The organism is Pigmentiphaga kullae, from assembly GCF_004216695.1.
In the GTDB taxonomy this organism is placed as follows: Bacteria; Pseudomonadota; Gammaproteobacteria; order Burkholderiales; family Burkholderiaceae_B; genus Pigmentiphaga; species Pigmentiphaga kullae.
In genome coordinates this window covers 325,910-341,060 of sequence record NZ_SGXC01000003.1, presented here as the reverse complement: position 1 = coordinate 341,060, position 15,151 = coordinate 325,910, and the positions used below count along the sequence as shown (strand labels likewise).

13 protein-coding genes are annotated in these 15,151 nt (G+C 68.0%); 7 read left to right on the top strand and 6 right to left on the bottom strand.

From position 1 onward, the window contains the following. Positions 1 to 84: 84 nt before the first annotated feature. Positions 85 to 1,461 (bottom strand): aspartate aminotransferase family protein, encoded by a 1,377-nt coding sequence (locus EV675_RS24420; RefSeq protein WP_124690684.1) that lies wholly within the window; start codon positions 1,459 to 1,461, stop codon positions 85 to 87. A 490-nt stretch (positions 1,462 to 1,951) separates the two neighbouring features. On the opposite strand from EV675_RS24420, the gene EV675_RS24415 reads away from it, so the two are divergent. After that, entirely contained in the window at positions 1,952 to 3,307 is a 1,356-nt protein-coding gene (locus EV675_RS24415) for a TolC family protein (protein WP_165404756.1), read from the top strand. 1 nt (position 3,308) lies between these two features. Beyond that, on the top strand, positions 3,309 to 4,433 hold the full coding sequence (locus EV675_RS24410) for an ABC transporter permease (RefSeq protein WP_130360873.1): 1,125 nt from the start codon (positions 3,309 to 3,311) through the stop codon (positions 4,431 to 4,433). 18 nt (positions 4,434 to 4,451) lie between these two features. Here EV675_RS24410 and EV675_RS24405 read toward each other — a convergent pair whose 3' ends face one another. From EV675_RS24405 to EV675_RS24390, 4 genes are all read right to left on the bottom strand, one after another. Then, positions 4,452 to 5,312 (bottom strand): spermidine synthase, encoded by an 861-nt coding sequence (locus EV675_RS24405; protein WP_242621583.1) that lies wholly within the window; start codon positions 5,310 to 5,312, stop codon positions 4,452 to 4,454. Between the two features lie 36 nt (positions 5,313 to 5,348). Then, positions 5,349 to 5,777, bottom strand: coding sequence for an RcnB family protein (locus tag EV675_RS24400; protein ID WP_130360871.1), 429 nt, complete (start codon positions 5,775 to 5,777; stop codon positions 5,349 to 5,351). A gap of 233 nt (positions 5,778 to 6,010) precedes the next feature. Beyond that, positions 6,011 to 7,012 (bottom strand): aromatic ring-hydroxylating oxygenase subunit alpha, encoded by a 1,002-nt coding sequence (locus EV675_RS24395; RefSeq protein ID WP_165404755.1) that lies wholly within the window; start codon positions 7,010 to 7,012, stop codon positions 6,011 to 6,013. A gap of 34 nt (positions 7,013 to 7,046) precedes the next feature. Further along, the gene (locus tag EV675_RS24390) at positions 7,047 to 8,210 is read right to left on the bottom strand and encodes an ABC transporter substrate-binding protein (RefSeq protein ID WP_130360867.1); all 1,164 of its coding nucleotides are present in this window, start codon (positions 8,208 to 8,210) and stop codon (positions 7,047 to 7,049) included. Between the two features lie 143 nt (positions 8,211 to 8,353). On the opposite strand from EV675_RS24390, the gene EV675_RS24385 reads away from it, so the two are divergent. The 5 genes from EV675_RS24385 to EV675_RS24365 all read left to right on the top strand — a co-directional run bounded on the left by EV675_RS24385 (position 8,354) and on the right by EV675_RS24365 (position 12,812). Continuing rightward, positions 8,354 to 9,268 carry a LysR family transcriptional regulator gene (locus EV675_RS24385; RefSeq protein ID WP_130360865.1) on the top strand — a complete coding sequence of 305 codons (915 nt, stop codon included), beginning with the start codon at positions 8,354 to 8,356 and terminating at the stop codon, positions 9,266 to 9,268. A gap of 80 nt (positions 9,269 to 9,348) precedes the next feature. Next, complete coding sequence (locus tag EV675_RS24380; protein ID WP_130360863.1) at positions 9,349 to 9,810, top strand: MarR family winged helix-turn-helix transcriptional regulator; 462 nt, start codon at positions 9,349 to 9,351, stop codon at positions 9,808 to 9,810. A gap of 156 nt (positions 9,811 to 9,966) precedes the next feature. Next, positions 9,967 to 10,392 carry an organic hydroperoxide resistance protein gene (locus EV675_RS24375; RefSeq protein WP_130360861.1) on the top strand — a complete coding sequence of 142 codons (426 nt, stop codon included), beginning with the start codon at positions 9,967 to 9,969 and terminating at the stop codon, positions 10,390 to 10,392. A gap of 89 nt (positions 10,393 to 10,481) precedes the next feature. Beyond that, positions 10,482 to 12,287: an alkaline phosphatase D family protein gene (locus EV675_RS24370; RefSeq protein ID WP_130360859.1), complete on the top strand. Its 1,806-nt coding sequence runs from the start codon at positions 10,482 to 10,484 to the stop codon at positions 12,285 to 12,287. Between the two features lie 141 nt (positions 12,288 to 12,428). Further along, the gene (locus EV675_RS24365; RefSeq protein WP_130360857.1) at positions 12,429 to 12,812 is read left to right on the top strand and encodes a WYL domain-containing protein; all 384 of its coding nucleotides are present in this window, start codon (positions 12,429 to 12,431) and stop codon (positions 12,810 to 12,812) included. 21 nt (positions 12,813 to 12,833) lie between these two features. Here EV675_RS24365 and EV675_RS24360 read toward each other — a convergent pair whose 3' ends face one another. Beyond that, positions 12,834 to 15,077, bottom strand: a complete 2,244-nt coding sequence (locus tag EV675_RS24360) for a sulfatase-like hydrolase/transferase (RefSeq protein ID WP_130360855.1) — start codon at positions 15,075 to 15,077, stop codon at positions 12,834 to 12,836. Between the last annotated feature and the right edge of the window lie 74 nt (positions 15,078 to 15,151).

Here is a 15,151-nt window from a genome sequence, read left to right as displayed (position 1 = left end):
AGGAAATGGCCTACCAGCCCCTCGGGTTCCAACCTGTTCAGGTACGGCCGCAGGAAGTCCGGGGTCGCCCCCGGACCGGCAACCTCAACCGCCGTTCTTTGCACGAGTCAGCAACTGGTCGAGCAGTTCCAGTCCCTGGTCGATCTCTTCCGGCGTGATGTGCAGCGAAGGCGCGAACGTGATGACGTTCTTGTAGTAGCCGCCGACGTCCAGGACCAGGCCCATCTTCTTGCCCTTGTAGTCCAGGTCGCCGGACAGGCCGATGTCGACCATCCGGTCCAGCAGCGCCTTGTTGGGCGTGAAGCCGTCCTCGGTGCAGATCTCGGCGCGCAGGGCCAGGCCCAGGCCGTCGACGTCGCCGATCTCGCGATGGCGCTTCTGCAGGTCCTTCAGGCCTTCCAGGAAGTGCTTGCCGCTGGCCATCACCATGGCCTCGTAGTCGACCTCGGCCAGCATCTTCATCGTTTCCAGGCCGATGGCGGTGCCGAGCGGATTGGACGCGAAGGTGGAGTGGGTCGATCCCGGCGGGAACACGGTGGGGTTGATGAGTTCTTCGCGCGCCCACAGGCCGGCCAGCGGATTCAGGCCGTTCGTGAGCGCCTTGCCGAAGACCAGCACGTCGGGCTTGACGCCGAAGTGCTCGATGGCCCAGAGCTTGCCGGTACGATAGAAACCCATCTGGATTTCATCGACCACCAGCAGGATGCCGTACTGGTCCAGCACCTTCTTCAGGCCCTTGAAGAAATCGGGCGGGGGCACGACGTAGCCGCCGGTACCCTGGATGGCCTCGACGTAGAACGCGGCGTATTCGGCCTGCCCCACCTTCGGATCCCAGACGCCGTTGTATTCGGTCTCGAACAGGCGGGCGAAACCGGCCACGCAATGTTCGCTGTATTCCTCGGGCGTCATGCCGCGCGGACGGCGGAACGGATACGGGAACGGCACGAAGTGGGCACGCTCGCCGAAGTGGCCGTAGCGGCGGCGGTAGCGGTAGCTGGAGGTGATGGCCGAGGCGCCCAGGGTCCGGCCGTGGTAGCCGCCCTCGAAGGCGAACATCAGGCTCTTGCCTTCCGTGGCGTTGCGCACCAGCTTGAGCGAATCCTCGACGGATTGCGAGCCGCCCACGTTGAAGTGCACGCGGCCCTTGTAGCCGAACTTGCGCTCGGCGTCCTGCGCGATGACCTTGGACAGTTCGATCTTGGTCGGGTGCAGGTACTGGCTGGCGACCTGGGGCAGCACGTCCAGCTGCTTCTTGAGCACGTTGTTCAGGCGCTGGTTGCCATAGCCGAAGTTGACGGCCGAGTACCACATCTGCAGGTCCAGGTACGGCGTGCCCTGGGCATCGTACATGTAGCTGCCTTCGCAGCGATCGAAGATCTTCGGCGGGTTGACGTAATGGACGGTATCACCGAACGAGCAATATTGCGCTTCGTCGGCAAGCAGTTGGGATTCGGAGCTCATTAAGGGAAACCTCGGGGAGATCAGTTGCGGCCGCGGGTCTTGGGGGCTGGGCGCCCACCGCTTATCGTTCTAGGAAAGCACACGGGAAGTCCCCGGCGACCTTCCCGACCCTCCGCCGTTGCGCAGTATCGCAGAAAAGCCGTGAACTGCCATCGTCGACACGGCCGGTGGGCTGCGCCTGTTGCAAGAGGCGCATAGGGTAAACGGCCATGGTGGACATTTCCATTACCATTCAGTTAGGCATTCCCGCGGCAAAATTATAGCCTGCCCAGTGCTCGCCGATATCGCCCCGCTCGCGCCAGATGCCCAACAGACAGTAAGATCACGCCTGTCGCGATGGGCCCCTCGACGCCGGGGCTCCTGCCGCCTTACGCCCCACGGATCCTCTGCGCGCCCGGTCATGCCCTTTTCCCGCTTTTCGCAGTCCTTTCCCCTCCGCCCCGGCCTCCGGTGGACACTGGTCCTGGCAGCCGCAGCGCTGACCGGGTGCGTGAGCGTTCCGGCGCCGGACCTGCAAGCGGACGTCCCCCCGCAATGGAACAACGCTTCGCGGGGCGCGGCCGCGCCAGCGCCCGCCGAATGGTGGAAGGCCTACGGCGACCCGCAGCTCGACGGGCTGGTGGAGCAGGCCCTGGCCGGCAACCTGACCATCGCCGAAGCCCATGCCCGCCTGCAGGCCGCGCGCAAGCTGCATGACGCGGCCAACGCACCCTACCTGCCCAACCTGAATTTCCGCACGCGCGATGCCGTCGCCGCCGACGCCAGCAGTTCGTATTTCCAGGCCGGGTTCGATGCCACCTGGGAATTCGGCCTGTTCGGGCGCGGCGAAGGCGCCGAGCGGCAGGCCCGCGCCAGCGTGGACGCGGCCGCCGCCACTTTGCAGGGCGCGCGGGTCAGCGTCGCCGCCGAAGTCGTACGCGCCTGGCGCGAACTGCGCAGCGCCCAGCTCAGGCAGCGCCTGCTGAAGGAAGCGGTCACTCTGCAAGAGCGCCAGGTGGAGCTTGTCTCGTTACGGGAACGCACGCGCCTGGCATCGCGCGTGGACGTCGAACGGACCCAGGCCGCGCTGGAGCAGGCCCGGGCCGCGCTGGCCGACCCCGGCATGGCCGTGCGGCAAAGCGCGCTCAAGCTGGCCGTGCTCCTGGGCCGCCACGAGCCCGATCCGGCCTGGAGCCGCGAACCGGCCCTGGCCGCAAACCCCGCCGTGCCGGCCGCCATCGCCAGCACGCCCGCCGACATGCTGCGCACCCGCCCGGACGTCCAGATGGCCCAGGCCCGCGTGCTGGATGCCGCCGGCGCGCTGGGCATCGCCCGGGCCGATCTCTATCCCCGCCTGGGCATAGGCGGTTCGCTCACGGTGGCCAGCAACTTCGCCAACAACTTCAACCGGCGCAACACGCCCACCTATACCCAGACGATCTTCTCGCTGGGGCCGCTGATCGACATTCCGCTGTTCGACTGGGGCCAGCGGCAGGCCGCCGCGCATGCCCGCAGCGACGAACTCGACGCCGCCCTGCTGGCCTACCGCCAGGCGGTGCTGGAAGGATGGTCCGAAGCCGAGTCCGCGCTGATCGAACTCGACCAGTACCGCCAGCGCCGCGAAGCCGAGGAACGCGCGCTGCAAGCGATCGGCCGGGCCGCCGACCACGCCGGGCGGCTGACGGCCTCGAAACTGTCGAGCGAATTCGACAACGCCGACCTCGCCTCGCGCCGCATCCAGGCCCAACTCGCGCTGTCGGCCACCACGCTGGCGCAGGATCTCGCGTTCATCTCGCTGCACAAGGCCGTGGGCGGCGCCCCGGCCTGGCGCGGCGAAGAACGGTCATCCGCCGCCTCGAGTCACTGACATGCTCGCACGCAAGACTCTCATCCACGAATGGCCGCGCTTCCTGCCCGCGGTGGTGGCGGTGGCCTTCTCCGGCCTGCTGCTCCTGGCCCAGGCCGGCCTGGTGCTGGGCATATTCGGCAACGCGGCGGTCTACATCACCGCGTCGGACGCCGACATCTGGATAGGCTCGCCCGGCACGCAAAGCATCGACCAGGGCCTGCCGCTGAACCCCGACATCGAGATGCCCCTGCGCATGGACCGCGGCATCGCGGCGGTCGAGCCCTTCTACCTGCGTTCGGCCGAATGGCGCAGCCCCGAGGTGCATGGCGGCATGAGCGTGGCCGTGTCGGGCGTGGACGTCCGGCCGGGCGGCATGCTCTTTTCGCGGCTGCTGTCGCCCGATCTGCGCGAGCGCCTGGCCGAGATCGGCACCATCGTCGTGGACCGCGCCGACCTGCACAAGCTGGGCACGCGGCAAGGCGGACAGGCCACGCTCAACGGCCATCCCGTGCGCGTCATCGGCGTCATCAGCGGCCTGCGCGCCCTGGACGGCGCCAACGTGCTGGCCTCGTCCGACACCGCGCGGCTGATCAGCACGCCGGACGAAGGCGACCTGCCGACCTACTTCGTCGCCAAGGCGCGCAATCCGTCGGAAGCCGAGGCGGTGCGCGAACGGATCGCGAACCAGCGCAGCTTCGGCGCCTACGAGGTCTGGAGCAGCAAGGAATTTTCCAAGAAGACGCAGTTGTACTGGCTGCTGCAAACGGGCGCCGGCGCCGGCGTGCTGTTCCTGGCCGGCGTGGTGTTCCTGGCGGGCGCCGCCATCACCAGCCAGACCCTGATCGCCGCCATCGCCGGCTCCATGCGCGCCTACGCCACGCTCAAGGCCATGGGCGTCAGCGCCTCGTCGCTGCGCACGGTGGTGCTCAAGCAGGCGTTCGGCGTGGGCGTGACCGGCACCGCGCTGGCCGCCATCCTGTGCGTCGTGCTGCTGACCATCGCGCGCGGACAGAACGTGCCGGTACGCATGACGCCCATGGTGGCAGCCATATGCGCCATCCTCGTCATGGCGATCGCGCTGATCTCGGGACTGTTCGCGGTCCGCCGGCTGCACCGCGAGGATCCGGCGTCGCTGCTGCGCTGATCGCGCGGCCTTGCCTCGTCAGTCGCGCAGCGGCCGCGCGTCCGGCGGCCAGTCGGGGCGGGTCGAGAACATCGGCAGCAGGCGCGCGGGGTCGATGCCCATGGGCGCCAGGGTGGGTTGCAGCGCGCGGGCCCGCGCCGCCACCTCGTCCTGGCCGGGCAGCGCGCCGGCCGAGGCCAGCACGACCCGATTGGCGCTGCGCAGGTTGTAGAACGGCCCGAACACCTCGGCATAGGTCGCCGATTCGTTGGCGTACGAGCCGCTGGAGGCGAACGTGTTCGCCGCGAGCACGCCATCGGACCGCAGGATGGATCGCACCTCGCGGATGAATTCCACAGTGGACAGATGCCGGGGGATATAGGTCTCGTCGAAGGCATCGAGCATGACGATGTCGTAGCGGTCGCCGCGCCGGGCGGCCGCCTGCACGAAAGCGCGCCCGTCGGCCACTTCCACCCGCATGGCCGGCCCCGTCCGGAAACCGAAGTAGCGTTCGGCCACGCGGGCCACCGCGGGGTCGATCTCGACCACGTCGATGCGGGCCTGGGGCACGACCCTGGCCAGCGCCATGGGCAGGCTGCCGCCGCCCAGGCCGATCACCAGGATGCGGCGCGGATCGGGGCGCAGGTACAGCGAGGCCATCATCATCCGGGTGTAGTCGAACAGCAGTTCCTCGGGCCGCGCCGGCAACTGGCAGGTCTGGCGCCCGGGCGCCTGCACGCTGCCGAACTTCATGCAGCGCTCGCCCCGGGACTCGTAGACGACGATGTCCTCGAAAGCCGATTTCTCAGTGTGGAGGATGGTCTGCGCCGACAGCGGCGTCGCCGCCGCCAGCGCCAGGACCGCCGCGCGCGCCGCCAGGCGCGTATGCCGCATGGACATGGAATCCCGCTCCAATGTCCTTGCGGACAGGGGTGGTCAGTTGTTGAGGATGATGCTGGCGATCACGCCGGAAGCGATCGCGACCAGCAGGTACTCGGACCCCATCCGCACCCACTGGTAGCCCGGCTGCGGCCGATAGAGCCGATGGGAGTGCCAGTCGTTCACGACATAATAACCGCCGCGATGGTAGTTGGGCAGGCGGTCGCCTCGCGCCCAGCGGTGCGGCGGAGGCGGCGCCCAGCCGCGATGGACGACGCGCGGCGCGTCGCGGTAGCCGTCGCGATAGCCATGGCGATAATCGCGGTCGCGGCGGCGATCGTCCCAACGGCGGTGGTCGCCCCGGTCATGCTTGTCGTAGTGCCCGTGACCGTGGCCACGCTCCCAGCGGTCTCCCTTGGCCTGGGCCGCAGTGCCCAGGGCGAGGCCGGCACAGGCCATCGCAATCACCAGCGTTTTCTTGATCATGATGTCGGTTCCTTCTGTTCCGACGCCGCCTGTGCCGCCCCCCTGCAAGGAGAGCCTGCACACTTGGCTTTCGGCAAGCTGACTGTACACCGCGGCAATATTGATACATTGCTACATACGTAATCAAACGTATGTCCAGGCCGGCCTGCGGCCGGAATCCCCAGACGCGACGCGGGCGGGGCGATGTTGCAATCAGCCGGACGAACCGTTCCTGGGGCGCGACACCGCGGCGCTCAGGCCGCCGGGCCGCCCTCCTGCGCGAGCAACTGCTTCAGGACCCGGCGGATGCGGATCGAGCCCGTGTCGGTGGCCAGCAGCACCGGCTGGGCGTCGAACAGGTCGGCGGTTCCCAGCAGCCGCTGCTGCGCCTCGATGACGGGCTTGTCCTCCTCGACGAAGACGCGCGTCATCAGCGCATGCCGCAGCCGGGTCATGTCCTCGTCGTCCTGCCGGTATTCGCGCGTCAGCCAATACCAATAGTGGGACGACGTGCGCGTCTCGGGCGTGACGATGTGGGCGTTGAAGGTCCGCAGCCCCTGCTCCGGCGGCGCGCCCATGGGCGTGACACTGATGTCCAGCTTGAGCAGTCCGGCCGGATACCAGGTCACGCGATTGACGAAGTCCACGGGCACGCCGGGTTGCGGCAGGAAACGGTCGTAGACCGGCGGCGCGGGCTGCCCCTGGCTGCGCAACTCGATGACCACCTCGGTGCCCTGCTCGGACACGACGGGACGATTCTCGACGAAGGCCCCGCCGCCCAGCGTGGTCGCGTGCAGGTACTCGACATGGCTGAGATCGGCGACGTTGTCGACGATCAATTGGTAATGACAGGCGGACGGCATGGCGCCACGCGACTGCGCCGTGGCGGGCACGCGCGCCATGTGGCCCAGATCGGGCACGCGGGCGGTGTCGGCGGCGTCCGGCGTGCCCATCCAGATCCACAGCACGCCGTCGCGCTCGGCCATCGGGAAGGCCGGCACGCTGGCCTTGGCCGGGATGGCGCCGTGCGGGTTCTCCACGCAGCGCCCGTGGGCATCGAAGCGCAGGCCGTGATAGATGCAGCGCAGCGTGTCGCCCGCCAGCGTACCGCGGCTGAGCGGCGCCACGCGGTGCGGGCAGCGGTCCAGCAGGGCGACGGGTGCGCCGTCCTGCCGGCGAAACAGCACGACCGGCTGCTCCAGGAAAGTGCGCGACAACAGCGCCCCGGCGGGGAGCTCCTCGCTCCAGCCCGCCATGTACCAACAATTCCTCAGGAACTCCATGCCATCCTCACGACATGCGGCATTGCGCGTGGAAACTGTCCTTGGCGTCGGACAAGGGCTTGGACACGGTCTTCAGGCTGACCCGCCCCTGGGCATCGCGCGCGGCCACGAACATGTAGAAATCCTGGATCGGATAGTTGTTGGTGTTGAAGCGGAAGTTGCCGCGCACCGACTTGAAATCGGCCGCGCGCAAGGCCTTGCCCAGGGCCTGCTTGTCGTCCACCTTGCCGCCGGTGGCCTTCAGCGCCGAGCCGATCAGCCGGGCGGAGTCGTAGGACTGCGCCGCGTACTCGGACGGAATGCGGCCGTACTTCGCCTCGAAGGCCGCGACGAACTGCCGGTTCTCGGCGTTGGGCAGGTCCGGCCCCCAGTTGCTGCTGTTGAACACGCCCAGCGCGGCTTCCTTGAGAGCGGGCAGATTGGTGCCGTCGGCCGCCGCATTGGTCAGCAGCGGGATCTTGCCCAGCAAGCCCGCCTGCCCGTAGGCCCGGACGAAGGCCACGCCGTTGGCGCCCGGGTAGAACGCATAGACGGCGTCCGGCCGCGCGGCCGCGATGCGGGTGATCTCGGCCGAGAAATCCAGCTGGGCCAGCGGGGTGTAGATCTCGTCGGCCAGCGGCTGGCCGTAGTTGCGCTTGAAACCGGCCACGAAATCCTTGCCGGCCTGGTAGTTGGGCGCGAGCGCGATCACGCGCGCATAGCCCTGCTGCCTGGCATAGGTGCCGCTGGCCTCGGCGAACTGGTCGTTCTGCTTGGCCGCCGAAAAGAAGAAAGGCGAGCAGGCGGACCCGGCCGTGGGCGACGGCCCGGCGTTGCCCGACACCATGAATACCTGCGCCGCGGCGAACTTGCGGGTCACCGCCATCGCCACGTTCGAGAAGGTCATGCCGGCCACCAGCGCCACTTTCTCGCGTTCGATCAATTCGTCGGCGATCTGCGTGGCGACCTCGGGCTTGAGCTGGCTGTCCCGGCGCACGATGGCCACGGGAATGCCGCCCAGCTTGCCTCCTTCCTGTTCCACCGCCAGCATGAAGCCGTCGTACATGTCCTGGCCCAGCATCGCCTGCGGACCGGACAGCTCTCCCATGAAACCGATCCTGACCTGGGCCTGCGCCCCCGAAGCCAGGCATGCCCAGGCCAGCGCCGCGGCCAGCGGATATCTTGCTTGCATGCATCGTCTCCTGTCGGCGCCTGGCGCCTCGTTCTTGGATGGCCCCAAGCCGGGGCTCAGCCAGCAATCTACCGGCACCGACAGAATTTCAATAGCAAATATTTTCAATATCGACTATTTGATTTTTAGATAATATCCGCCGCATGAAGACCGACCTGAATCTGTTGCGCGTGCTGGTCGCCATCTACGACACCGGCAGCGTCAGCGCCGCCGCCCAGCGCCTCGCCATGAGCCAGCCGGCCGCCAGCGCCGCGCTGTCGCGCCTGCGCGGATCCCTGGGCGACCAGTTGTTCGTGCGGCGCGGATCGCGCATGGAAGCCACGCCGCGCGCGCAGCACATCATCGCCCGCACGCGCGAGGTCATCCAGGTCATCGACCACGAGATCCTGCCCAACCCCGAGTTCTCGCCGGCCCGTTTCGACGGCGAACTGACGCTGTGCATGAGCGAGATCGGCGAGGCGGTCTTCCTGCCCGCCCTCTACCGGCGCATACGCGCCGAGGCGCCCGGCGCGCGGCTGCGCACCATCGGCCTGCTGCCGGCCGAGTTGGAAGGCGCTCTGTATGAAGGCCGCGTCGATTCGGTCCTGGGCTACTTCCCCGACCTGCAATCCCACTTCATCTTCCAGCAGCGGCTGTACTCGCACGACCTCACCTGCCTGGTGCGCCAGGCCCATCCGCTGGCAGGCCCGCGCATGACGCTGGACGAATTCCTGGCCATGGACCACGTGCTGGTGCGCGACGACGGGCGCAGCCAGGAAATGTTCGAGCAGGAACTGGCCGCCCGCGGCATCGAGCGCAAGATCGCGCTGCACACCTCGCACTACATGAGCCTGGGCACGCTGATCAACGACAGCGACCTCATCGTCGTGCTGCCGCGCGCGGTGGCCGCGCTGCACGTGCGCAGCGCCAATGCGCGCATCATCGAACCGCCCTTCCCCATCCGCCGCTACGACCTCAAGCAGTACTGGCACCGGCGCTTCCACGACGACCCCAAGAGCATCTGGCTGCGCACGCTCATCCAGGACGTCCTGGGAGAACCGGTGCCGCCCATGCCGTGACGGCGTCGGACCCGGCATGCGGCCTGCTCTCGCCAATTAAATCGCTTGCGATTTAATTTTTTGCTATTTATACTGCCCGCATGAACACGAAACCCCAGGCCGCCGCCAAGTCCGCGCCGCTGTCGCTGGACAGCCAGCTCTGCTTCGCGCTGTATTCCACCAACCTGGCGATGAACAAGCTCTACCGCCGGTTGCTGGGCAAGCTGGAGCTGACCTATCCCCAGTACCTGGCCATGCTGGTGCTATGGGAACGGGACGGCCTGACGGTTTCCGAGCTGGGCCAGCGGCTGTTCCTGGATTCCGCCACGTTGACGCCCCTGCTCAAGCGGCTCCAGGCCATGGAATTGATCGCCCGCACGCGCGGCAAGGAAGACGAACGCCAGGTGCTCGTCACGCTGACGCCGAAAGGCCGGGCGCTCAAGGCCAAGGCCGCTTCGGTTCCTTCCGCCGTCCTGTGCGCCAGCGCATGCACCCCCGCCCAGCTCGCCGCCACCAAGCAGCAATTGGAGGCCCTGCGGGACAGCCTGTTGAAGAACGGCTGAGTACATGGCAGCCCATACGGAGATCCGCATGACATGTCACGGCATTTATATAGCACACGATTAAATAGCTAAATATACATGTAGCCGTCCGGGGTGGCGGCCGGCTACATCCCCAACCGCCACCATGGCTCTGCGAGCCCTTCCAGGAGTTTCATCATGTCCATCGAAAAAGTCCTCTACGTCGCCCACGCGACGGCCACCGGCGGCCGGGACGGCAAGGCCGCCTCATCCGACAACGCGCTGGACGTGCGCCTGTCCACCCCCAAGGAACTGGGCGGCGCGGGCGGCCCCGGCACCAACCCGGAACAGTTGTTCGCGGCCGGCTACTCGGCGTGCTTCCTGGGCGCGCTGAAGTTCGTCGCCGCCAAGGAGAAGGTCGGCCTGCCGGCGGACACGCAGATCGAAGGCGCGGTGGGCATCGGTCCCATTCCGACCGGTTTCGCGATCGAGGTGGAACTCAGGATCTCCCTGCCGGGCCTGGAGCGCGCCACGGCCGAATCGCTGGTGCAGAAGGCCCACGTCGTGTGCCCGTACTCCAACGCGACCCGCGGCAACATCGACGTCACGCTCACGGTAGTCTGACCCGCCGCGCGGCGGCGCGGATCGTTCACTTCGTTGTCACCCGCGGCGGGTAGCCTGCCCGGCGTCTCCCCCACGCGAACACGACGAACATGACCGATACTCTTGCCCGCCGCCGCTTCCTGCGCGGCGTCGCCTTGAGCGGCGCCGGCGCCGCTTCCTCCCTGGCCCTGGCCGCCTGCGGCGGCGGCGACGATGACCATCCCGTCGACGTCAGCTTCACCCATGGCGTGGCCAGCGGCGATCCGCTGGCCGACCGCGTCGTCATCTGGACCCGCGCCGTCCCGGCCGGCGGCGGCGACGTCGACATCAAGTGGGAAATGGCTACCGACGAAGCCTTCCAGAACATCGCCAAGAGCGGGTCGACCAGCGCCCGCGCCGACCAGGACCACACCGTCAAGGTCGACGTCACCGGCCTCGCGGCGGGCACGTCCTACTGGTACCGCTTCAAGCACGAAGACAAGACCTCCGGCGTCGGCCGCACCCGCACCCTGCCCACCGGCCCGGTCAAGCAGGTCAAGCTGGTGGTCTTCTCCTGTTCCAACTACCCCGCCGGCTATTTCCACGTCTATGCCGAGGCCGCCAGGCGCGGCGACCTGGATGTCGCCGTCCACCTGGGCGACTACATCTACGAATACGGCCGCGACGGTTATGCCTCGGAGCAGGCCCAGGCCATGGGCCGGCCGTCCGAGCCGGCCAACGAAATCGTCTCGCTGGCGGACTACCGCCGCCGCTATGCCCAGTACCGCAGTGATCCCGACCTGCAGGCCGTGCATGCCGCCCTGCCCTTCATCGCCGTCTGGGACGACCACGAGATCGCCAACGACACCTGGGAGAGCGGCGCCGAGAACCACCAGCCCGATACCGAGGGCGACTTCGCGCTGCGCAAGGCAGCCGCGGTGCGCGCCTACCACGAGTGGCTGCCCACGCGTCCGCAGTCGGCCCCCAACGTCATCTACCGCAGCTTCGACTTCGGCAACCTGCTGTCGCTGCACATGCTCGACACACGCGTGCTGGCCCGCGCCAAACAGTTGTCCTATACCAGCTACTTCGGCGCGCTGCTCGGCAGCCCCGATCCCGCCGCCGGGCTCGCGCAGTTCGCCGCCGCGTTCACCGCCGACGTTGCCGCCCCTGGCCGGCAACTGATGGGGCAGGCCCAGACCACCTGGCTGCGCGACCGCATGGCCGCATCGAGCGCGACCTGGCAGGTCCTGGGCCAGCAGGTGCTGATGGCGCCGGTGCACCTGCCCATGCCGGTCCTGCTCGGCCTGCTGGCCTCGACCGGCCAACTGGGCGACGTCGAGATCCCCGCCCAGTTCGCGATGGACCCCGCCGCCTATGCCCGGCTGGTGGCCCGGCAGCAGGCCGGCGATCCGACCCTGACCGCGCAGGAACGCGCCGTCCTGGCCATGCCCTGCATCCCGTACAACCTCGACTCGTGGGACGGCTACTGGGCCGCGCGCGAGACCGTGCTGGGCATGGCGCGCCAGTTGGACAAGAACCTGGTCGTGCTGGCCGGGGATACCCACAACGCCTGGGCCAGCGACCTGCGCGACCAGGACGGCAACGCCGTGGGCGTGGAGTTCGCCGCTTCGTCGGTGACCTCGCCCGGCTTCGAGGAATACCTGGGCGACGGCGTGCCGCCCGCCCAGTTGGCGGCCCTGCTGACCGGCCTGGCCAACCTGTCCACCCTGCCCGCGGGCAGCAAGTGGGCTGGCAGCCTGAAGTACGCCGACACCAGCCTGCGCGGCTACATGGTCCTGACCGTCACGCCCGAACGCATCCGCGCCGACTGGCAATACGTCGACACGGTTCATGCCCGCGGCTACCGCGCCTCGCTCGGCAAGAGTCTCGCCACGCTGCCCGGCGCGGCCCAGCGCAAGCTGGTGGAAATCTGACCGGCAAGGCACCAGGACAGGGTCTCGGACGCGCCGTCATGGTGCGTTCCGACCCGTATTTGTGCATCGCAACATTTTTCTGGCGATCTGGTTTTTCAGGCGCTACCATCAAGGGAATCCATCAGGATTACCCGAACTGCGATGCACAACGAAACCCGCTCCACCCTATTGTCCGCCGCCATTGCCGTCCGGTCCGAACTCCAGTTCCACTACCACGGCGCCACGCGCATCGCCCATCCCCACTGCCTGGGCTCCACCACCGACGGCACGCTGGTCGTGATCGCCTGGCAGCTCGACGGCCGTTCGGGCGATCCCCCTGGCTGGCGCCTTTACAACGCCGACAAGATGAATCGCCTGACCCGCACGGGCCGGCGCTTCGACCCCCTGCCGTCCCCGCCCTACAAGCTGGCCGGGTTGATCAGGACGCCCTACGAATCGCCGTTCGACGAAGACCATCCCTTCGACCTCCCGCCGCTGGCCGGCCAGCAGCGCAAGAGCCGGGGCAGGTGGCTGCGGACGATCTGAGTCCCCAGCCACCCTACACGCTCATCCGGCCACGGTCAGCTTGCACGACTTGCCCAGGTTGGTCTGGATGATGGCGCGATCCGCGGCGTCGGTCTTGCCATCGTGGTTGAAGTCGTACCAGCTGGACTGGGCCACGCCCTCGTGCAGGTTCAACTGGCTGAGCTCGGTCCAGTTGTCCAGGTCCTTCTGGTCGACCACGCCATCGCGATTGCCGTCGCCCGGGCAGTTGAAGGTGTCATAGCCGTAGTTGTAGGCCGCCACCTGGTCCCGCTTGTCCATTTCGGCCTTGAGCGTGGCGTAGGCCTGCTGCGCCTCGCCATCCAGCGCGGCGGTGATGGTGGGCGAGCCCGTGGCGATGGCGCTGCCGCTGCGATCCAGCGTGGGATTGGGAACGGCCATGTCGATCCGGTACAGCTCGTCGGTGTTCTTGTTTTCCACGTACGCCGAGTTGACCGGATTGGCGGTGTCCATCGTGTAGGTCTTGCGATTCAGGCGCACCAGCTTGTAGCGGTCGTCGCGGATCGCCGCCGATATCTCGGGCAGGATCTCGAGCTGGTCGCGGTCGGCCTTGTAGAGCGCCTGGTTGACGCTCCAGCACGAGGCGTAGCCGGCACCGCCATTGGGCACCACCGAGGGATCGTCGTAGCCGGCGCCCCACCAGGTGCCCTGGTTGTCCTCGCACACGCTCTTGGACACGGGAATCTGCGTGCAGCTCGTATTGATCACGCAAGCGCCGTTGCGCCCGCCGTCGGCCTGCTGGTTGTAGCCGCCGATGGTGAAGTTGACGGTGCGCAGGCTGGGCTGGTCGGGGTGGGTCAGGTAGGGCAGGATGGCCACCGAGTCGATCGTGCGCGGGACCGCCGCGTGCGCATCGATGCCGGCCACCTCGCCGAAGAACTGGAACAGGTCCACCATGTTGACCATGTGATCGACCTCGCGGTCGGGCTGCGCGACCTGGGGCCCGGCGATGATGAGCGGATCCCAGACGCCGGTCTGGTAGGCCGTGCCCTTGGCCTGCGAACCGCTGAACGGCAGCTTGACCGCCGAGCCCAGCGTGCCGTTGTCGCCGACGATAACGATCACCGTATTGGCGGCCTTCGGGTCGTACTGCAACTGGCCGTCGTCGCCCCGGCGCGCCAGCCCGGTTTCCACCAGCAGGCGGCCGAACTCGGTGTCCAGGGCCTCGGTCATCTGGTCCTGGATAAGGCGGCCGGTCAGCGTGCCGTTGCAGTCCCAGCCGTCGGCCACGGCGTTGCCGCTGGCCGGCACCAGGCTGCGAGGCGGCTGCTGCCAGGGCGTATGGGCCGCGCTGTAGCTGACGGTGGCCATCCACGGCCGCGACGACGGACGCGACTTGATCCAGTCGATGGCGGCATCGGTTTCGATGCGCGTGCGATAGCCGCGCGAACGCGGATCGCTCAGCGGGACCTCGGTGACCTTGCCGCCGTCGATGATCACCAGCGGCGAGACGTAGTAGGCGTTCTCGCGTTCGAAATTCAGCGTGGCCGGCGCCTTGCCGCAACTCTGGTCGGGCACGAAGATGCCCCCCGCGGACAGGCATTGCAGGCCAGCCGCGTCCTGCAGGGGCGAAGTGCGGCTGACCGTCGTGCAGCTGTTGTCGGCCTGGTAGCAGGCCCCCGTGTCCGCGCCGCCGGCGGCCTTGCCCGGCACGAAGCCGCAGGCATAGGTCTTCTCGGCCGCGATGCCGCCCGCGGTCGAGTCGATCGAGCCGGGCAGCCCGCCGATCCAGCCATAGAAGTGGTCCCAGCCCAGCACGCTGGGCGTGGCGTTGCCGGCCTCGTTGTTCTCGGGGCCGGCCAGGTGGAACTTGCCGAACATCGCGCTTTCGTAGTTCGCCCGCTTGAGCAGCTTGGGCACCGTCACCTCGTACGGCGACACCTGCGAATTGGCGAGATCGTTGGGCCCGATGGCCTGATAGATGCGGGTGCGGGTCGGGTAGCGGCCCAGGAAAAAGGCGGCCCGGCCCGGCGAGCACTCCGGCATCGACCAGGTATTGCGGAAGCGCACGCCGGCCGAGGCGACCGCGCCGATGTTGGGCATGCTGGGCGCGGTGGCGCCGCCGTAGCCGAAGGCGGCCATCTGGTCGATGCCCACGTCGTCCATCACCACGAACAGGATATTCGGTGGATTCGTGGTGGGCCCTTCGGCCTGGCCGTCCCCGCCGGACGACCCGCCGCCGCAGGCGGCCAGCCCCGTGACGGCCGCGGCGCCCACCGCCGCCAGGCGCTGGATATGTGTTTTCATTGGTATTCCCCCTGGGCTCGCGCAGCCGATCGCCCGCGATGGGCGCATCTTAGTCATGCCTGGGGCGTCGGTTG